Genomic DNA, 19,248 nt, shown 5'->3' on the forward strand with positions numbered 1-19,248 from the left:
ATGTCGGTGAACAAGGACATTATTATTGCCCTCGATGAGGGCACCACCAATGCGAAAGCGGTGGCGCTGGACGCAAAGGGGCACGTTGTGGCGAGCTTCTCCCAGGCGCTGGCGATCCAGACTCCGCACGAAGGCTGGGTAGAACAATCCGCCGAACTGTTGGTGGCGGCCTCTTTCGAGGTAGTCGCCCGGACGATTGCCTCCGTCGGGGCAGATCGCGTTGCTGCGCTGGCAATCAGCAATCAGCGTGAAACCGTGGTGGGCTGGGATCGGGCAACCGGCCAGCCCATTGCGCCTGCGCTCAGCTGGCAGTGTTCCCGCACCGCGGCCTTTTGTCATCAGCTGCGGGAACAGGGCCACGGGCCGCGCATCAAGGCGGCAACCGGCCTGCCTATCGCGCCGCTGTTTTCTGCCTCCAAAATGCGCTGGCTGCTGGATAACACGCCCGACGGCGCACAGCGCGCCGCCCGGGGTGAAATCTGCCTGGGCACCGTAGACAGCTGGCTGCTGTGGCAGTTGACGCAGGGTCAGTCCTTCAGCTGCGACCACGCTAACGCCGCCCGCACTCAGCTGATGAACCTGCATATCGCCGACTGGGACCCGGAGATGCTGGCGCTGTTTGGCATCCCGCGTGCGGCGCTGCCTGATATCAAACCTTCCAGCGGGCTGTTTGGTTATACCCGCGGTTGCCCGTCGATCCCTGATGGACTGCCGGTGATGGCGATGATCGGTGATTCCCACGCCGCGCTGTTTGCTCACGGGCTGGGCGCTGAAGGCTGCGTGAAAGCAACCTACGGCACCGGGTCGTCGGTGATGGCACCGGTCTCCTCCGCGCACTGCGATGTCAGTGCGCTGGCCACCACCGTGGCGTGGCATGACGGCGAGACCCTGGTCTACGGGCTGGAGGGCAATATCACCCACACCGGCGATGCGGTGGCATGGATGGCAGACAGCACCGGTTTGAGTGAGCTGTCGCAGGCAGAGCTGATCCATGAGCTGAACACCCTGCCCCGCTCGGTGGATTCCACGCTTGGCGTCTATTTTGTGCCAGCGCTTACCGGCCTCGGGGCACCCTGGTGGGATGAAAACGCACGCGGCATGATCCACGGCCTGAGCCGGGGCGTGAAGCGGGCGCACCTGATCCGTGCGGCGCTGGAGGCAATTGCCTATCAGATTGCTGACGTGGTGCAGGCGATGCGCGTCCATCCGGGCTTTACGCTGAATGCGCTGATGGTCGACGGCGGGCCGACGAAAAACGACTGGCTGATGCAGTACCAGGCGGATCTGCTTGGCTGCCCGGTGATGCGCAGCGACGTGCCGGAACTCTCAGCCATGGGAGCCGCCCTGCTGGCCCGTAAGGCGCTGTTTAACCTGACTACCACGCAGCTGCGACAGTATCTGCCGGAGCATGTCACTTTTACCCCAGATATGGCGCGCCACGCCCGACTGCAGACCCGCTGGCAAGCCTGGCAGGAGACGGTTGAGCGGGTGCGGACGTAAAAATGCCCCGCCTGGCTGTAAGTCAGACGGGGCAAAAAAATGGGTGCCTGTACCAAACCGACAACCGGATAGGCGGGGATTACTCCCCGCATACCGCTACTTCTTCGTTTCGTAAGCGAGAACAGCTTTCACTTCCCAGTCACGCTCCTTAAAGCTCAGCTCGCACAATGTCTCGCGAACCAGAAACGTGACCCCCAGCACGGTTAACCCCATTACCAGGATCGCCGCAAAGGCGTACTTGTTAAGCATGTCATTGCCTCCTTGCTAAGAAGGGGCTACCATCCAAATTGCTTAGGTTTGGTTGTGGTAGCCCCGGTTGATGGAAACATCTCCGGGGCATTTGCTTTCTGGCTCACCACACCTGCCTGCGCTCAGAAAGCATCAGGCACCCGCCGCAATACTACTCCTTCCCGGGCTGAAAAACCGCCACTTAACTGTACATTCATCCAGTCAAGATCATCTTTCAGAATACGTTTAGATCGCAGGAAAAATTGACCTTAGGGTGGCCGCCCGAGAAAGGCAGAAATAAAAATGCCCCATCTGGCGATACACCAGACGGGGCAAAAAAGTGCCGGTGTCAAGTCTTTCGCGCAAATCAAGAAGGACTTGAAACCGTATATGGGACAGTAGGTTAGCTCCTTTCGGGGCCGCTTAGAAGAAGAGCGGCGTTGTCGGCTAGGAGCGACATAGGAGCGTTGGGAGAGAAAGCCGCATCGCACTGTGTAGTGCTGGATTGCCGAGGAACGGCGGGCCTGTCGCATCATCATAGCCCAACAGGCTCGGCGGCATCCAGAATGAAGAACGCGCAGCCTGGGCTGCGCGTTCGATGGATGCCGTTGAATAGCATGCGGTGCAATCATGGCGGCTTCGGTGGTGTGCTGCGGGTCGCCGTGCCCTTCCTGAATCCTCGATCCCCCGCCATGAACGCTTCCAGCATATGCGGGATCAGCGTCGCCGCATCAACGGCCTCGCCATACGCCTGCGCGTGTAGCGCGGCGTAGCGGTCGAGGTCGGCTTTCAAGCTGGTCGGGCAAACGAAAGTCAGCTTGGTGCTCTCGGTCTTCGGCAGCGGGCCGAGCCGCAGCTTCTTGGTCGTGCTCATCGTGAAGTCCCCCGGTTGAAGAACAGCGGCTGGTACCGCCGCAGCACCAGATCCCGGTTGACGATGATGCGAACCGGCAGGCCCGGCCGTTGCGTTAAGGTCGGCTGGATGTTGAGGTTGCGCCGGGTCATCTCCTGGCCGACCTGATTGATGCTGTCCTGCGCGCTGTCGCGCCCAGCGATGATGACGCGATCACCATCCTGCCGGTTCTCCGGCGCGGCCAGCTCGGCACCGACGCCCAGCAGCGTGGTGAGTGCCGCACCGGCAAAGATGCGGCCCCAGTGGTAGTCCACATCGTCCTCCAGCCCGGCATAGCCGGCTGGGTCGGTGCCGGCCAGGTTGTCGAGCGTGAGCGAAGACGTGTCCGGCAGGATGATCCGGTTCCAGACGACTTGAACGCGGCTCTGCCCGTAGCTGACCTGGCTGTTGTATTTGCCCAGGATGCGCGAACCCTGCGGAATCAGCAGGAAGCGCCCGGAGGCTGTGTCATAGACCGGCTCCGTCACCGTGGCGATCACGTCGCCGGGCAAGTCCGACTTAATCCCCGTCACCAAGGCACCTGCGACCACCGTTCCGGCCATGACCTGATACGGCGAAGTTGGCAGGGTCAGATTGCCGGAATTACGGGTTTCAGTGGAGCCACCTTTCAAGAAAGCCTCTTTATGGTCTTGCCGGTTTTGCACCGCTGTCGGGTCAGCAGGCTGGGCCGCCGTGGAGACCGGCCCGGCCGCCAGCGGGTCAAACACCGCATTGGCGGCGAAGCCCGGCGCAGCGGCCACCTGTGTCTGCGCCACCGGCGCCGCATTCTGCCCTCCCGAGCGGAAGAACACGGACGAGGCCGCGGCCGCTTCGGCTTCTTTGCGCAGAGCATCGTTCGGGTCGTGGCCGGGGGCCGCGTAGGCGGCCGTCGCCGGCTGCTGCGACTTCACGATGGCCGGGCCAAGATCGCCCGGCAGCGGCGGCCCCAGTTCGGGAACGGCAGGCGGCAACGCCGGCGGCAGCTTGGAGTAGTCCGTCGGCAGCGCATCCAGTCCTTCAGACTTCGAGACACGATCGACGTTGTAAAGCTCGGTCTGCTCGCCCGCACCGCGCCGCTGAGGTTGCAGCGACCACATCACCGCGCCGAGCACGGCCACCGCCAGGACGCCGGCGAGGATGGCCAGCGTGCGCCGATTCAGGCGCGTGACCGGGCGCGGCTGGGCGCGAAGCGCGACCGCCTCGGGAGCGATCTTGCCCGCCGCCTGCGGCGCGGCAAGGTCGGGAGTGTCATCCTGGCTCATGGTCAGTTCCTCCGCGCAACGCCATCGGTGCGCTCGATCCGCACCACGTCGCCGCCGTCGCCGCCCAGCCGCAGTTCGGCCGCGCCGAACAGGCGATCCACGACGTAGTACGGCGCGCGGAAACGGTAGTTCACCAATTGCCCGTCGCCCTGCGCGCCGATGACAAACAGCGGCGGCAACTCGCCCTGGGCGATGCCCGCCGGAAACTGGATATAGACCTTCTCTCCATCATCGAAGGCGCGTAGCGGCTTCCACGGCGGGTTGCTGCCCGATACCGCGTAGCGGAAGCGGATCTTGTCCAGCGACAGGCCCGTATCGACAGGCGTTGTCGCCTGCGCAGCCTGCGCCTGGCGCTGCAACGCGAGCATCCGGTCTTTCGGGTAGTCCCAGGATACCGACGCCATCCATGCCTTCTCGGTCGAGGTCAGCTCCAGCAGGTAGGTGCGCCGACTGGTGGTGATGACGAGATTGGTTTTCAGGCCGGAACGGATGGGCTTGACCAGCACATTGACGCGCAGATCGGCCCCGCCGCCGCTGGACGTGTCGCCCACGATCCAGCGCACGGTATCGCCGGCGGCGACCGTCACCAGTTCCTCGCCCGGTTGAAGCGAAACCACCGTCACGCGCCCCGGCGACGCATAGACCTGATAAAGCGCGCCATCGGTGAACGGCCACACCTGAATCGCGTTGACGTAGCCCTCACGGGTAGGCGCGATACGCGCTTCTGCATTGGCACGGGAAACGCGCACCTTTTCGTCGGCCGGCTCCGGCGCAACGGGGGCCTCATCGAGTTCCGGCAGCGGCTTCAACTGCGCCGGCAGCGCCAGCGGTTCAGGGACGGCGACGACTTCGACGGGCTTGGGCGGTTCGGGCAATGGCTGGGCCAGCACCGGCTCGTCGAGCGAGATGGACGGCGGCGGCTTGCCCTGCGAGGCGCAGCCCGCGAGGGCCAGCAGCGTCAAAGGAAAAACGTAAAGGCAGAAACGAAGTTTCATGGTTTGGCTCCTTCGGAAGAATCCAGTTCGCGGCTCCATGACAGGCCGTTGACGTAGATACCCAATGGGTTCTTGCGCAAGCGCTGTTCAGTACGCGGGGTTTGCAGGACGGTCGAAAGCACGGCGTTCCAGCGTTCGGTGCCGGCGGGCGCACCGTTGACATAGCGCTGCTCTGTCCAGCGCACGTTGAAAGACGTGTCGCTGGCGCGAACCACGCTGGTGATTTGCACCGTTACCGATTCCTTGCCGATGCGGGCGAATGGGTCATTGGTGCGGGCGTAGTCGTTGAGCACCGCCGCGCCCTTGTCGGTGGTGTAGTCGTAGGCATCGAGCCAGTTCTGCCGCACCACGATGGGGTCGATGGACAGCGAGCGAACCAGCGTCACGAAGCGCGCCAGGTGGTGCGCGATCTGCGCGTCGCCGGGCCGATACGGCGTAGCGGCCTTACCTACAGCGCGCACCTGCCCGGCCTGATCGACCTCGATGACATAGGGCGTCACGATGGACTGCGCCGAGCGCCACACCAGGCCGCCGGCCATCAACAGCGCGAGCACTAGACAGCCGAAGGCCATCAGGCGCCAATTCTTCGCCTGCACGCGGGCGGAGCCGATACGGTCGTCCCACACCTGGGCGGCGGCTTGATACGGGGTGGCAGGCTGCGGCGTATCGGCGTAGCGCACCTGCGGTCGTTTGAATCGCATGGGTGTTCTCCTTGAAGGTTAGGTATCGGAATCCCGCAGGCTCGGGCCTTGCCCGGAGCCGCCGCCGTCGCCCCCGCGCAGCGTGTGGGCGGCAGTGGTCGCGGCATGGGTAGCCTGCTGGCGGCGGTGCATCCGCTTGGCCCAGGCCGGTTGCTCTTGCTTCTGCGAGCCTGCGGTGCCGTCTGCGGTCTGGCCGCGGCCAGCACCGTCGCTGCCGGCTTCTGTGCCGTTCCAGCCAGCGCGGAAGGAGTCGGCCACCTTCTGCCCAACAGCGGAAGCACCAGAGGTGACGCTGCGGCCTGCGGCTTGTGCGCCGGTCTTGGCGACATTGCCGAGGCCAGCCGCCGCGCCCTTGGCACCGCCGCCGGCCGCAGCGGAACCGGCCTGGAACGCCGATCGGGCACTGCCGGCCGCCGAAGTCGCGGCACGCGCGCCGGCACCGGCCAGCTTTGCGGCCGCCGGGGCCATTCGTGCCCCAGCCATGACGGCGCCGCCCACTCCCGTTGCGGCGGCTCCGATGGCAACGCCGGTGCCGACAGCCCCGACCGCAGCACCAGCCATCGCGCCCGCACCAAGCTGTGGCGCACCGGACACCAGGCCGGTGGCGATACCGGGGCCGAAAATGCCCAGCGCCAGCAGCGCGAGCGAGGCCAGCATCACGACCAGCGCGTGGTCGATTGATGGTTCGTCGGGATGTACCTGGAACTCGGCAAACAGCCCGGAACCAATGCCGACGATGACGGCCAGCACCAAGACCTTGATGCCTGACGACACCACGTTGCCTAGCACCTTTTCCGCGAGGAACGAGGTCTTGTTCCAGAGTGCAAACGGGATCAAGACGAAGCCGGCGAGCGTAGTCAGTTTGAACTCGATCAGCGTGATGAAAAGCTGTACGGCCAGCACGAAGAAGCAGAGGATCACCACCAGCCAGGCGATGAACAGAACCACGATAGGGTCGATGTTCACGAACACCTCGGGGAACCCAGCCATGTCCCCGATCTGTTCCAGAATCGGCGCGGCTGCGTCGATGCCGGTCTTCGCCAGCCGGCCCGGCTGAAGAAAGTTCTCCATCGTGATGGCCGAGCCGGTAGCGGTGATTCCCAAGCCGGCGAACGAGCGGAACACGATGCTCGCCAGCCAGTTGAAGTTGCCGATGATGTAGGCGAACGCGCCGACATAGAGCACCTTGCGCAGCAGCTTGGCGATCACGTCGTCGCCCTGGCCGGTGGCGTGGCTCATGGCCCAATACAGGCCAGCGATCGTCATGTCGATGACGATGAGCGTGGCGGTGAGAAATGCCACTTCGCCCTGCAATAAGCCGAAGCCCGAGTCGATGTAGCGCGAGAACGTATCGAGGAAACGGTCGATGATGGTCACGTCGTTCATGGCGAATCCTCGGGCGGAGTGAGCGGAACGGCGCCCTCTGGCAATTCATCTGCGGGCGTATCGAAGCTCGGCGGAATCGGCGGGAGTTCAGCCAGCGAGTTGTATTCATCCGGCCCGGTATGGCCGGCGAAGAAGCGCCGCCGGAAGGCTTCGGCGGCGGCGCGGCAGGCATCCTCGCCCATGGCCTGCCGGTCGACCGCGCATTGCCCGCGCAACGCCTTGAGCCGCACCGGATCTGCGGCCAGGGCGTCGGCCAGGTTCTCGGCCGGCTGCTGGCCGCACGCGGTCAGCAGCACGGCCAGCAGGACGGAAGCGCATCGCATGGCCGCCTCCGGTCAGTTGTTGTAGAAGTTGACGGACTGCGGCGTGTACGGCGTGCCGGTGCCGAGGAAGCGCCGCCGCACTTCGCGGGCGCGCTCCATAGCCGCCGCTTGCCGCGCCAGTTCCAGCGAAGCGGCCCGGTCTTGCGTGATCTGGAGCTGCTGCGCCTGGATCGACTGCTTGGCCTGCAAAGCCAGGAGCTGGTTCGTCGCCTGCATCGCTTGCAGCGCGCCGGTGGCCGACTGGCTCTGGCTCACGAGGTCGGCCAGCGCGCTTTCGTCTTGGGCGAGGTTCTGCGACACCTGCGCCTGCATCCGCATCGCGGTGTGCAGGCCGTTCAAGGTGTTCTGCCAGCGTTCGCGGGCATCCTGTGCCATGCGGTCGCCGCTGATGGTGGAGGCGTACTGTTCCGGGTACAGGCGGGCGAACGTGGCATCCATGCTCTGCACGTCGTAGGCCAAGCCGCGCGCCTCGGCGATCAGGCGCTCGGTGGTGGCGAGCGTCGAGCGCAGGCGGTTGACGATGTTGAAGTCGAGATTTGCCAGGTTCCTGGCCTGGTTCATCAACATCTGCGCCTCGTTCTGGAGCTGGTTGATCTGGTTGTTGATCTGTTCCAGCGTGCGCACGGCGGTCAGCGTGTTCTGCACGAAGTTGGACGGGTCGAACACCGTCAGCGCGGATGCGGGCTGCACGGCCAACAGCGATACCGACAGCACAGCAGCGAGTGAGACAGAGAGCAAACGGGGCTTGGTCATCATGGCGAAACCTCCAGCGGTTGAGAAGCGAGAAAGGAAGCTGCCGCCGGAGCGGACGGCAGCAGGTCGGCGGCCCAGCCGAGGCCGCGATGGCGCAGCCACGCGCCGGCGAAGCCGGGAGCGCCGGCCTGCGTCAGCACGCGGTCAATGTCGCGTTGGTCTTGAGGGGTGGATGCGCTCGCGAATGCGAGCGCGACAGGCCCCAGGTCGAGGTCGAACAGGCGATTGCCGAGGCGCGACTGGTAGTAGTAATCGCGCTTGGGCTGGGCGGTCGCCACGATCTCAATCTGGCGGCTGCTCAAGCCGAAGCCTTCGTAGATCGTGCGAATCTGCGGCTCGGTGGCCTGCGGGTTAGGTAAGAAGATCCTGCTCGCGCAGCTTTCGATGATGGCTGGCGCGATGGTCGAGTCCTTGATGTCGGCCAGCGACTGCGTGGCGAAGATGACGCTGACGTTCTTTTTTCTGAGCGTCTTGAGCCATTGCCGGATGCGGGCCGCGAAGGACGGCTCATTGAGGAACAGCCACGCTTCATCGAGGATCAACAGCGTGGGCGCGCCGTCGAAACGTTCGTCGAAGCGGGCGAACAGGTAGCGCAGCACCGCTTGCACGGCGGCCGGGCTGTGCATCAGTTCTTCCATCTCGAAGCCCTGCACGTCGGCCATGCCCAGCCGGTCGTGGTCAGCGTCCAGCAGCTTGCCGTGTGCGCCGCCCAGCACATAGGGCGCGAGCGCTTGGCGCAGCGCGTTAAACTGCAATAACACCGACAAGCCGGTCATGGTGCGCTGCTCCACCGGCGCACCGGCAAGGCTTCTCAGCGCCGACCAGATGGCAGCCTTCTCGTCCGGGCCGACCGTCACGCCTTCGTGCAGCAGCCGGCCCTCCACCCATTCGGCGGCCCAGGTGCGGTAGCCCTCGTGGGCAATTCGCGCGAGTGGCTGGAAGGCGATGCCGCCATCGGCGCCGAGGTCATAGTGCTCACCGCCAAGGCCGAAGATGGTGGCGCGCATCGAGCGGCCCATGTCGAAGGCGAAGATCCGCGAGCCGAAGTAGCGCCGGAACTGCATGGCCAAGATGGCGAGCAGCACCGACTTGCCCATGCCGGTCGGCCCGGCGACAAGGGTGTGCCCCACGTCGCCGATGTGCGTCACCAGCCGGAACGGCGTCGCGCCATCGGTGCGGGTGACGATCAGCGGCGGGCCATCGAGGTGTTCGTTCTTCTCCGGCCCAGCCCATACCGCTGACATCGGCATCATGTGCGCCAGGTTCAGCGTCGAAACGATGGGCTGACGCACGTTCGCGTATGCGTTGCCGGGGACGGACGACAGCCAGGCATCGACTGCGTTGAGGGTTTCGGGGATGGTCACGAAACCCCGGCCCTGGATGACGCGCTCCACCATGCGCAGCTTCTCGTCGGCCACGGCCGGGTCGGCGTCGAGCACCGTCACCGTGGCGGTGAGGTAGCCGAAGGCGACTTGATCGCTGCCCAGCTCCTGCAAGGCGGCATCGGCGTCGGCGGCCTTGTTGCTGGCATCGGTATCGACCAGCGGGCTTTCCTGCTGAAAGATCGTTTCGCGCAGCAGCGCGATGACGTTCTTGCGCTTGGCGAACCATTGGCGCCGCAAGCGCCCCAATTCCCGTTCCGCCTCGGCTTTGTCCAGGCACAGGAAGCGCGTACTCCAGCGATACGCAAAGCCCAGGCGGTTGAGGTCGTCCAAGATCCCCGGCCAGGTCGAGGTCGGGAAGCCTCGTACCGACACCACGCGCAGGTGCTGATCGCCCAGCATGGGCGCCAGGCCGCCGACCAGCGCGGCATCGGCAAGCAGTGCGTCGATATGGAACGGCACGTCGGGCACGCCGACGCGATAGCGCCGGGTGGAGACTGTGGCATGCAGGTAGGTCAGCGTCTGGCTATCGTCCAGCCAGGCAATCTCCGGCATCACACCATCGAGCAGGTCGAACACGCGATCGGTCTCTGCCACGAAGGAATCAAGCCGACCACGCCAGTCCACACCCTCAGTGGGCCGGTTCTCGTACAGCATCCCAGCCGCACGGGCGCGAGACTCTTGCGGCGGTAGGTGTTGCAACGTGAAGTGATAGACGCTCTCGAAATGGCCATCCGACTCCTCGAACGCCGCGCGTCGCTCCTCATCCACCAGCCAGGACAGTGGTTCGGGAAAGGAGGATTGCGGATAGCTCGATGCCCGCATCCGCTCGGCCTCGATATAGAAGGCCCAGCCAGACCCGGTACGGCGAAGCGCGTTGTTCTGCCGCGCCGACGTGGCAATCAGCTCGCCCTGTGTCGCACTGTCCAAGTCGGGGCCGCGAAACTGGAACGTGCGTTGAAACGAACCATCTTTGTTCAGCACAACGCCCGGCGCGACCAGCCCGGCCCAGGGCAGCCAGTCGGCAAGCAAGGCCGGGCGCTGACGATATTCGGCAAGGTTCAGCATGGCGTCCTCCCCTCACACGTCCAGAAGCGGGCGGTGTTTGATATGCCGCGCGAAGACCTGCATGAACTGCGGATCGACGCGCGCACCCCATACGGCCAGCGAGTGGCCGACGATCCAGAGCACCACGCCGGGAATCCACAGTTGCAGGCCCAGCCCGACGGCGGCGGCCAGCGTGCCGTTGGCAATTGCCACGGTGCGCGGCGCGCCGCCCAGCAGGATTGGCTCGGTCAGCGAGCGATGCAGCGGCACCTCGAAGCCTGGAAGGTCGCTGGCCGTACTCATACGACGGCCCCGCCGGAGAACGAGAAGAACGACAGGAAGAACGAGGAAGCGGCGAACGCGATGCTCAACCCGAACACGATCTGGATCAGCTTGCGAAAGCCGCCGCTGGTGTCGCCGAAGGCCAGCGCCAGGCCCGTGGCGATGATGATGATGACCGCGACGATGCGTGCCACCGGCCCCTGGATCGACTCCAGAATCGACTGCAAGGGCCCCTCCCACGGCATCGAGGAACCGGCGGCTTGCGCCGTTCCGGCCAGCAACAGCAGCAGCGCGGCCAGCAGCAGCCCCTGCCTCGCAGGGCGGGTGAGGCTGCGCAGCCGCGCCAGGCCGGACAGGCGAGGAAGCGGATTTACGGAAAAGCGGAAAGAATCAACGTGCGTCATGGCAGTTCTCCAAGTTGGTTGGGGGACGGGAATGTGCAGCGGCGTCGGCTGCGAGAGGAACCGGCGTCAGCTCGGGAAACGGCGTTTCCAGTGCGTCCGCCAGGCGATAGCCGGTGCCGTCGAAGCCGACGACACGGGCGATGGTTTCGACGTGGCGCTTGCGGCCGCGTCCGGCGATGTTGATGACGACGTTGACCGCCTCGGCGATCAGCGCCCGCGGCGGATTCACAGCGACTTCGAGAATCAACTGTTCGAGGCGCAGCAACGCGCCCAGCGCGGAGCCGGCATGGATGGTCGCAATGCCGCCGGGGTGGCCGGTGCCCCACACTTTGATGAGGTCGAGGGCTTCGCCGCCGCGCACCTCGCCGACGATCACGCGGTCAGGCCGCAGGCGCATCGTGGCCCGCACCAGCTCGGTCATGGTGACGACGCCGGCGCGGGTGCGCAGCGGCACATGGTCGCGGGCCGCGCATTGCAGCTCGATGGTGTCTTCGAGCACCAGCACGCGGTCGCCTGTGGCGGCGATCTCGGCCAGCAGCGCGTTCGCCAGCGTGGTCTTGCCGGTGCTGGTGCCGCCGGCGATTAGGATGTTCTGCCGCTCGCGCACGGCGCGGCGCAGGAACTCGGCCTGCCCGGCGGTCAGGATGCCGTCGGCCACGTAGCGATCCAGGCCGATGATGCTCACGGCCCGCTTGCGTAGCGCGAAGGCTGGCCCCGGGGCGGCCGGAGGCAGGATGCCCTCGAAACGCTCGCCGGTTTCCGGCAACTCGGCGGTCAAGAGCGGCTGGCCGCGATGCACCTCCGCGCCGACATGCGCGGCGACCAGGCGGATGATGCGTTCACCATCGGCCTCGGGCATCTCCACGCCCAGCGGCGAGCGACCCGACGACAGCCGATCCACCCACAGGGTGCGATCGGGGTTGAGCATGATTTCCACCACATCCGGGTCTTCGAGCGCAGCGGCGATCAGCGGCCCCATTGCAGTGCGCAGCATCTGGATGCGGCGATCCTGGGACGCTGCTGCGGATGAGCGAGGTTCGGGCTGGATCTGTGGAACGGCACTCATGACGCACGCTCCGCAGTTCGTTCATGGGCGGAGGCCATCGCTGCTGCGTCATCCATCTGCATCGGATCGGGGTGCAGTTCCTCCACCACGTCGCGCACCAGACTGCGGCCACGCAGAAGGTGGCGACCCAACTGTTCGACGAACTGCTCGAAGCGCACCTTGCCCTGGGCGCGTGCCGCATCCTGATGGGCTTCGGGCACCGGCGTGCTGACGGTCAGGAAGTAGCGGATGAACAGCGCCAGCGTTTCGATCTGGATGTTCTGGTCGCGCTCCAGGCGTTCGGTCTGCCGCGACAGTCGATCCAACCGCTTGGCAATGGCGGCCTCGCGCTGGTCGCCAGCATCGGGCGACAGCCAGGACGCCAAGGCCGCTGCGACGATGGACGACTTGGACACGCCTTTCTTGGCGGCCAGTTCGTCCAGGCGCTGGGCGTGCTCGGGCTGGATGAAAAGATTGAGGCGGTATTGGCTCATAGGTCGATTCCGTCGTTGGGGTCGAGGGAAGCCAGCCGGGCCGTGCGCTGCATGGCCGGGTCGAGCTGGCCGGGAAGCGGCAGCGCCAGGTCGTCGTCATCGAGCAGCGCCAGGTCGTTCGCATGTGCGTCCGGCTCGGGGTCGTAGGCGACGGTTTCGGAGAGTTCGGGCTGGCGGCGTGGGCCGCCGTCATCGGTGCCGCCCAGGCCATCGGCGGATGCCGAGGCCGGCGCCGCAGGTACGGCCGGGATCGCCAAGCCGCTCCAGTCGTCGGGGCGGGCTGGCGGCGCGTCGGCGTACCTCCCGGCTACGAGCGCGGGCGGTGGCAGGACGCGATTCTTGAAATTGGCGTCGGCGTAGTAGCGCAGCTTCTTCGCGCGGATCGGGGCGACGCTGGACACCATGACCACGGCGTCATCAGGTGGAAGCTGCATCACCTCGCCGGGCGTCAACAGCGGCCGTGCAGTTTCCTGACGCGACACCATCAGGTGCCCCAGCCACGGAGCGAGCCGGTGGCCGGCGTAGTTGCGCTGCGCGCGAAGCTCGGTGGCGGTGCCGAGGGTTTCTGAAATCCTTTTCGCCGTCCTTTCGTCGTTGGTGGCGAAAGTCACCCGGACATGGCAGTTGTCGAGGATGGAATGGTTCTGCCCATACGCCTTGTCGATCTGGTTCAGGCTTTGAGCGATGAGAAAGCTGCGGATGCCGTACCCGGCCATGAAGGCAAGCGCGGACTCGAAAAAATCGAGGCGGCCCAGCGCCGGAAACTCGTCCAGCATCAGCAGCAGCTTGTGCCGGCGCGCGATGCCATCGCTGCCGTCGAGCGATTCGGTCAGCCGCCGCCCGATCTGGTTCAAGATGAGCCGGATCAGCGGCTTGGTGCGGCTTATGTCGGAGGGCGGCACCACCAGATAGAGCGATACCGGGTGCTCGGCGGAAATCAGGTCGGCGATGCGCCAATCGCAGCGCGATGTGACTTCGGCCACGGTCGGGTCGCGGTACAGGCCGAGAAACGACATGGCGGTGGAGAGCACGCCCGATCGCTCGTTGTCCGACTTGTTAAGCACTTCGCGGGCAGCGGATGCGACAACCGGGTGAGGCGCATCGCCCAGGTGCTTCGTCGTCATCATCCGGTGCAGCGTCAGCTCGAACGGACACGCCGGGTCGCTGAGGAAGTTGGCGACGCCGCGCAGCGTCTTGTCCTCGCCTGCGTACAGCACATGCAGGATGGCGCCGACCAACAGCGCGTGACTGGTCTTTTCCCAATGGTTCCGGCGTTCGAGTGCGCCATCGGGATCGACAAGAATGTCGGCCACGTTCTGCACGTCGCGCACTTCGTGCGCGCCGCGCCTCACTTCCAGCAGCGGGTTGTAGGCTGCCGACTGCGCATCCGTGGGGTTGAACAGGAGGCAGTGGCTAAACCGCGAACGCCAGCCTGCGGTGAGCGTCCAGTTCTCGCCTTTGATGTCGTGAACGACGACGGATGCGGGCCAACTCAACAAGGTGGGAACGACCAGGCCCACACCCTTGCCCGAGCGCGTTGGTGCGAAGGTCAGGACGTGTTCCGGGCCTTCATGGCGGAGGTACTGGCCGCGATGCAGCCCGAGGAAAACCCCGTCGGGCTGGATCAGCCCAGCTTTGCGTATGTCTTCCGCATCGGCCCAGCGTGCCGAACCGTAGGTGGTGACAAGGCGCGCTTGCCGCGAGCGCCACACCGACATGGCGATGGCGACCACCACGGCCACCAGACCACTTCCACCCGCGATGGCCCCGCCGATATCGAAGACGTGCGGCGCGTAGGCATCAAAGAAGAACCACCACTCGAACAGCCGCCAAGGGTGATAGACCGGGGTTCCAAAGAAGTCGAACCATGGCGAGCCAAGGCGTAGTTGATAGCCCAGGGCGGCGGCTGTCCATTGCGTTGCACCCCACACGCCGGCGATCACGATGCCGAATACGGCGGCGATCTGCCCGAACAGTACGCCCTGAGCTTGCATTGACTGGCCTCCGATTTCCCTGCACTGATTCCTCGTTCAAAAGCGGCACAGGAACGTGCCGCATAGAGCGAGGATCGGTGCCGCGTGGGTGCCCGTCAAAGACCGTTTTGAGCACAACGGTCGAGGGAAAAGAAAGAATGAGCGGCGGGGCGAGTCGAAGACAAACGCCGCAAACTAAAGCACCCTATGGCGCATTTGGAGTTTCCAAGAGGTTGCCCAGAAAAAAATTCTCGCTGGGTCTCGCTCCCCTCATGAGCAGAATCTAGATATCATGGGAAAGAATTATTTATTGAAATCTGGATAAGAATGAAAGATATCAAGAGCATGGATCTCAACTTACTCAAGGCGCTGGACGTATTGTTGGACGAACGCAACGTGACACGGGCGGCAGCACGTCTTGGACTAACCCAACCGGCCTTGAGCGGCATGCTTGCGCGGCTGCGTGAAAGCTTCGGCGACCCGCTGTTCGCGCGTGCGCAGCGGGGCATCGTTCCGACGCAGCGGGCGCTAGACATAGGGATATCTGTCAAACAGGTGCTAGCGGAAATCGACGCGCTGCTCCAGCCACCTTCTTTCGACCCGGCCACCGCACAACTGACCTTCTCCATCGCCGCGACGGACTATGCGCTGCGTGCCATTGCTGTCCCATTTCTATCGGCACTCAAACAGCACGCACCGCGCGTTCGAGTCTCATTAGTGCCAGTCGAGAGCGGACTGCTACAGAACCAGCTTGAGCGCGGTCAAATCGATCTAGCCCTCCTGACGCCAGAGATCACTCCGCCAAATCTGCATGCCCGAGAGCTATTCAAGGAGCACTACGTGTGTGTCCTGCGGGAAGACCATCCAGCGGCTATGGGGCGCAAGCTGACAGTTAAGCAGTTCTGTGCTCTCGACCATGCGCTTGTTTCCTACGATGGTGGAGGTTTCCGCGGCGTCACCGACGATGCGCTAGAACAGTTGGGCAAACAACGAAGCGTCACACTGTCGGTCAAGAGCTTTCTGATCTTGCCAGACATCCTGCGTGCCAGTGACATGGTCGCGATCTTGCCGAGCCGCTTGGTCGCCGGTATGGACAAGCTGGCTATCTCCCTGCCGCCGATGAAGATACCGGGGTTCACCAAGACGGCTGCTTGGCACGAACGCACCCATCACGATCCAGCACATCGCTGGATACGAGCACTGCTGTTCACTTCCTGTGCTAACAACAAGTAGGCAAGATGGCTCTCATCGTCATGCTCAGCACAACTCTGCCTCGCACTACAAATATGCAATCAGCCGGCTCAATTGGAGACGGACCCTTTCGTAGCACCGCTGCGAGATAGCCTTGTCGGCGGATGGCAGAACCTAGACGCTGATATCAAATTATATGATTTCAAAAATAAAAAATTAGGATTTCACTTATTTCACAGGGAGGCTCATGATTGCTCTATGACCACTTGAATGACGCAGCCACCCCTGTTGCGTCATTGACATTTTGTGAAGGAGCTTCGATATGAGCAAGCAACAGAACGCCATCCTCTGGCCCGAAGGCTACACGCCGGGCTTTACTGAGAATTTCGCCTCTAATGAGATCATCGCCGCCGGCTTGAGCGCGGCCGACGTATGGCCGCTACTCGTCACACCATCGCTGTGGCCAAGCTACTACGCCAACTCGGCTAACGTGCGCTTTCATGGCGGCAAAGGCCCGGTACTGGCCGACGGCGATCGATTTTATTTCGAGACCTTCGGCTTCCCGGTAGAGGGGCAGTGCAACGAGTACGTGGCACCTGCGGATGGGCAACCCGGCCGCGTGGCCTGGCACGGCTGGTCCGGCGAGGAAGGCACAGATACGCGCCTGGATGTGCATCACGCCTGGCTGGTCGAGAACCTGGACGGCGGGCGCGTGCGCATCCTCACGCAGGAAACGCAGAAGGGCAAGCCGGCCGAGGAGCTGCACAACGCCAAACCCAACCCGATGATCAACGGCCATCAGGACTGGCTCGACAGCTTGGTCGAGACAGCGCGCAAAGCCAAGCAGGCGTAATGGTCGCTGGCCGCTTGATCCCAAGCGTCTGAACTGAGAAAACCATGATGGGAACTCCCCTCGAGATTCTGCTGGTTTTGACTTCGCAGGCAACGATGGGCGACGACCCGCGCCTGACCGGCGTGTGGTTCGAGGAACAGTCCACCCCGTACTACGCCTTGGTCGATGCAGGTGCCAATGTGGATATTGCGTCAATCGCCGGCGGCGAGATTCCGGTGGATCCTCATTCCATAGCGAGCGAAGGCATGAACCCGCCGAGCGTGGAATGCTTCCTCGATGACAAGGTGTCGATGGACAAGCTCGAAGGCTCGCTGAAGATCGACAGCATCGCCCCGGAAGGGGGTGCGGTGATGTTCCTGCCCGGCGGCCATGGCACCATGTGGGACTTACCCGGAGCGGGGCGCTCGTCAATCTGCTGTCGGGCGCTTGGGCTGACGGCAGGGTGGTCGCGGCGGCCTGCCACGGCCGAGCCGGACTGGTTAATGTCAAGGAAGCGAATGGCCAGCCGCTGGTTGCCGGCCGTCGCGTCAGCCCCTTTGCCAAACGCATGAGCCGCGAGACTGGGCTACCTGTGGCAGTGAGTTGGGGCATCGACGATCCGCGAATGGCCGAGCACGTGATCGCTGGCAGGTAGATGGGTTTGGTGATTCTTGGCCGCGCCATGCTAGCCAACCCACACTCTTTCTCCACCTTTGCAGGAGCTGAAGGTGGAGCACCCGGAATGGCTGCTCCACCGCCTTACGCGCACTGGCTCGAACTCTCCCGAGGCTGCGGCAAGCTCACCACATATAACGACTAGGAGGAGGTGACCGTGCGAGTTCCCAGAACCCGATCCAGTCTGTGTCGCAGGGTGTCCCAGTGACTACGCTATCAAAGGAGCTAGTACTCAACTCGATAACTTGAGCGTGATAACGCCCAGGATGATCAGCGCCACGCCAAGGTATCGCATCAGGGAGGTTGGGTCGCCATAGAAATGAATTCCGACTAAGAACGTTCCCGCCGCTCCGATACCCGTCCACACCGCATAAGCAGTCCCAATCGGTATCTGACGCTGAGCAAGCCATAGGAAGGCGCCGCTAATTGTCATGAAAGAGACGGCTACTGCGACCCCACTCCAACGCGATGTTGGCTCTTGCGCCATTTTCAGCCCGACCGGCCATCCGATTTCAAACAATCCAGCCAAAACAAGATAGATCCAGCCCATTGCAATTCTCCTTCAAGTTTTTCATATCCGGCATACATACTCCAGCGTGACCACCAGCTTAGAACTTCGGCGGCTCTTTAGGTGTGGTGTAGGGCACATCGCCATCTTCGTAAAAGCGCTTTCGCGTAGCCTCGGCAACCCGGTTACATAGTTGGTCGCCCAGCATAGGACGATCCAACTTGCATTGCTGGCGCAACTTTTTCAGCCGCTCAGGATTGAGCGCTAATTCATCGACCGTCGGAAGGTTGCCTTTATCTGGTTTCCCGGATGGGCTGCAGGCTGCCAGTGTCGAGGAAAGCAATATGAGAGCAATCTTCTTCATGGTTAAGTTTCCTTGGGAGATTGTGTGATGGTTTACCGCCGACTTTTGGCGTCTGGAGATTTGATCGAATGAACGCGTTCCATGAAGCGAGTCAGTATTTCTGACGGCTCGCTGGCCGGTCGTAGCAGATAGGTCGTGAGCATGGGCGAACCTCCAGTCAGCGGCCGTGCGACCACACCCTGTTCCCTGCTGGCAGTAATATGCGCACCTCCTGTGAGGCCTAGTGCAAGTCCCGCCGAAACCAGGACCATCATTAGATCGCTGGAAGTCACGCGTTCGGCAATTAGAGGCTCAATGTCCACGCGACGTAGCACCCGTTCAACTTGCCGAGCATGGCCCTCACACGCCACCGCGTCGCAGAGCACCAGCGGATACCGCAACAGCTCTTCCAGGGGAATCTGTTTGTGGGATAGCAAGGGGTGCCGTGCGGGCACAGCTACCATCAGAGGGTCACTCCACACCGGCACGGCGATGATGCCTTCGCCGACTTCATCCGATTGAGCGAAGCCGAGATCGTACAGTTCGCCACACAATCCCTTGATTTGCTGTGACAAAGGCACTTCGAAGAAGCGAACTTCCACTTCCGGCTCTTCCTGCCGGCAGAGCGCCAACAACGCAGGCAGGCGCGATGGCGTGATTCCATCAGACAATGCAATACGGAGCTGGCAATGAAAGCCATTGGCTGCGGCGTTCACACTGTCGCGCGCCTGCTGCAAAGCTGCGAAGACACGGGGTACGCTCTCAAAGAAGAGTCTGCCTGCACGAGTCAAGCGGGTGCTCCGAGTGGTTCTCGCAAATAGCGCTACGCCCAACTCCTCTTCAAGCTCTTTGATGGCGCGCGACAGCGGCGATGTCTCGATGTGGAGGCGCTCTGCGGCTCGGGCAAAGTGCAGTTCCTCTGCCACCGCTAGAAAGTAGCGCAGATGCCGAATTTCCATGTTCGCATTCCTCCTCACTTAGGCCTCACCACCTTCGCCTTGCGCCACGCTATCTAGCCTTCGCAAGCTGCTC

Annotated in this window: 21 protein-coding genes; 4 read left to right on the forward strand and 17 right to left on the reverse strand. The window is 63.5% G+C overall.

The features are described from left to right. Nucleotides 1-1,500, forward strand: coding sequence for an FGGY family carbohydrate kinase (locus C3F35_RS05735; protein ID WP_103791881.1), 1,500 nt, complete (start codon nt 1-3; stop codon nt 1,498-1,500). Nucleotides 1,501-1,596: 96 nt separating this feature from the next. Here C3F35_RS05735 and C3F35_RS05740 read toward each other — a convergent pair whose 3' ends face one another. The 14 genes from C3F35_RS05740 to C3F35_RS05805 form a co-directional block, all read right to left on the reverse strand. Further along, a complete protein-coding gene (locus C3F35_RS05740; protein ID WP_032616956.1) occupies nt 1,597-1,749 on the reverse strand; it encodes a Hok/Gef family protein in 153 nt (50 codons plus the stop codon). 607 nt (nt 1,750-2,356) lie between these two features. Next, nucleotides 2,357-2,602, reverse strand: a complete 246-nt coding sequence (locus C3F35_RS05745) for a DUF2274 domain-containing protein (protein ID WP_006378741.1) — start codon at nt 2,600-2,602, stop codon at nt 2,357-2,359. Beyond that, nucleotides 2,599-3,882 (reverse strand): TrbI/VirB10 family protein, encoded by a 1,284-nt coding sequence (locus C3F35_RS05750; protein ID WP_016487820.1) that lies wholly within the window; start codon nt 3,880-3,882, stop codon nt 2,599-2,601. Before C3F35_RS05750 ends, C3F35_RS05745 begins: the two co-directional genes overlap by 4 nt. A 2-nt stretch (nt 3,883-3,884) precedes the next feature. Next, nucleotides 3,885-4,877, reverse strand: coding sequence for a P-type conjugative transfer protein TrbG (gene trbG, locus C3F35_RS05755; protein ID WP_016487821.1), 993 nt, complete (start codon nt 4,875-4,877; stop codon nt 3,885-3,887). Further along, nucleotides 4,874-5,578, reverse strand: a complete 705-nt coding sequence (gene trbF, locus C3F35_RS05760; RefSeq protein ID WP_006378793.1) for a conjugal transfer protein TrbF — start codon at nt 5,576-5,578, stop codon at nt 4,874-4,876. Before trbF ends, trbG begins: the two co-directional genes overlap by 4 nt. Before the next feature lie 18 nt (nt 5,579-5,596). Next, the gene (gene trbL, locus C3F35_RS05765; protein WP_006378795.1) at nt 5,597-6,964 is read right to left on the reverse strand and encodes a P-type conjugative transfer protein TrbL; all 1,368 of its coding nucleotides are present in this window, start codon (nt 6,962-6,964) and stop codon (nt 5,597-5,599) included. Continuing rightward, on the reverse strand, nt 6,961-7,287 hold the full coding sequence (locus C3F35_RS05770; RefSeq protein WP_006378798.1) for a hypothetical protein: 327 nt from the start codon (nt 7,285-7,287) through the stop codon (nt 6,961-6,963). Before C3F35_RS05770 ends, trbL begins: the two co-directional genes overlap by 4 nt. Before the next feature lie 12 nt (nt 7,288-7,299). Further along, the gene (trbJ, locus tag C3F35_RS05775) at nt 7,300-8,043 is read right to left on the reverse strand and encodes a P-type conjugative transfer protein TrbJ (RefSeq protein ID WP_006378800.1); all 744 of its coding nucleotides are present in this window, start codon (nt 8,041-8,043) and stop codon (nt 7,300-7,302) included. Beyond that, on the reverse strand, nt 8,040-10,490 hold the full coding sequence (trbE, locus tag C3F35_RS05780; RefSeq protein WP_006378801.1) for a conjugal transfer protein TrbE: 2,451 nt from the start codon (nt 10,488-10,490) through the stop codon (nt 8,040-8,042). Before trbE ends, trbJ begins: the two co-directional genes overlap by 4 nt. Nucleotides 10,491-10,502: 12 nt before the next feature. Continuing rightward, nucleotides 10,503-10,772: a VirB3 family type IV secretion system protein gene (locus tag C3F35_RS05785; RefSeq protein WP_006378802.1), complete on the reverse strand. Its 270-nt coding sequence runs from the start codon at nt 10,770-10,772 to the stop codon at nt 10,503-10,505. Continuing rightward, nucleotides 10,769-11,155 carry a TrbC/VirB2 family protein gene (locus C3F35_RS05790; RefSeq protein WP_006378803.1) on the reverse strand — a complete coding sequence of 129 codons (387 nt, stop codon included), beginning with the start codon at nt 11,153-11,155 and terminating at the stop codon, nt 10,769-10,771. Before C3F35_RS05790 ends, C3F35_RS05785 begins: the two co-directional genes overlap by 4 nt. Continuing rightward, a complete protein-coding gene (gene trbB / locus C3F35_RS05795) occupies nt 11,142-12,221 on the reverse strand; it encodes a P-type conjugative transfer ATPase TrbB (RefSeq protein ID WP_022652184.1) in 1,080 nt (359 codons plus the stop codon). Before trbB ends, C3F35_RS05790 begins: the two co-directional genes overlap by 14 nt. Then, complete coding sequence (locus tag C3F35_RS05800) at nt 12,218-12,694, reverse strand: CopG family transcriptional regulator (protein ID WP_006378865.1); 477 nt, start codon at nt 12,692-12,694, stop codon at nt 12,218-12,220. Before C3F35_RS05800 ends, trbB begins: the two co-directional genes overlap by 4 nt. Then, nucleotides 12,691-14,688, reverse strand: coding sequence for a conjugal transfer protein TraG (locus tag C3F35_RS05805; RefSeq protein WP_016487822.1), 1,998 nt, complete (start codon nt 14,686-14,688; stop codon nt 12,691-12,693). Before C3F35_RS05805 ends, C3F35_RS05800 begins: the two co-directional genes overlap by 4 nt. A 306-nt stretch (nt 14,689-14,994) precedes the next feature. Between C3F35_RS05805 and C3F35_RS05810 the strand changes: the two genes are divergently transcribed. The 3 genes from C3F35_RS05810 to C3F35_RS05820 all read left to right on the forward strand — a co-directional run bounded on the left by C3F35_RS05810 (nt 14,995) and on the right by C3F35_RS05820 (nt 17,262). Further along, nucleotides 14,995-15,900 (forward strand): LysR family transcriptional regulator, encoded by a 906-nt coding sequence (locus tag C3F35_RS05810; RefSeq protein ID WP_006378991.1) that lies wholly within the window; start codon nt 14,995-14,997, stop codon nt 15,898-15,900. A gap of 280 nt (nt 15,901-16,180) precedes the next feature. After that, nucleotides 16,181-16,711, forward strand: coding sequence for a polyketide cyclase (locus C3F35_RS05815; protein WP_016487823.1), 531 nt, complete (start codon nt 16,181-16,183; stop codon nt 16,709-16,711). Nucleotides 16,712-16,755: 44 nt separating this feature from the next. Then, nucleotides 16,756-17,262 (forward strand): hypothetical protein, encoded by a 507-nt coding sequence (locus C3F35_RS05820; RefSeq protein ID WP_006378996.1) that lies wholly within the window; start codon nt 16,756-16,758, stop codon nt 17,260-17,262. A 335-nt stretch (nt 17,263-17,597) separates the two neighbouring features. On the opposite strand, the gene C3F35_RS05825 is transcribed toward C3F35_RS05820, so the two are convergent. From C3F35_RS05825 to C3F35_RS05835, 3 genes are read right to left on the reverse strand one after another with little or no spacing between them, the layout of a single operon-like run. Then, a complete protein-coding gene (locus C3F35_RS05825; protein ID WP_000539741.1) occupies nt 17,598-17,915 on the reverse strand; it encodes a DMT family transporter in 318 nt (105 codons plus the stop codon). Between the two features lie 58 nt (nt 17,916-17,973). Continuing rightward, nucleotides 17,974-18,237 (reverse strand): EexN family lipoprotein, encoded by a 264-nt coding sequence (locus C3F35_RS05830; RefSeq protein ID WP_016487824.1) that lies wholly within the window; start codon nt 18,235-18,237, stop codon nt 17,974-17,976. A gap of 32 nt (nt 18,238-18,269) precedes the next feature. After that, nucleotides 18,270-19,175, reverse strand: coding sequence for a LysR family transcriptional regulator (locus C3F35_RS05835; RefSeq protein WP_006378999.1), 906 nt, complete (start codon nt 19,173-19,175; stop codon nt 18,270-18,272). Between the last annotated feature and the right edge of the window lie 73 nt (nt 19,176-19,248).

The sequence above is a fragment of the Leclercia sp. LSNIH3 genome, assembly GCF_002935105.1.
GTDB classification, from domain to species: domain Bacteria; phylum Pseudomonadota; class Gammaproteobacteria; order Enterobacterales; family Enterobacteriaceae; genus Enterobacter; species Enterobacter adecarboxylatus.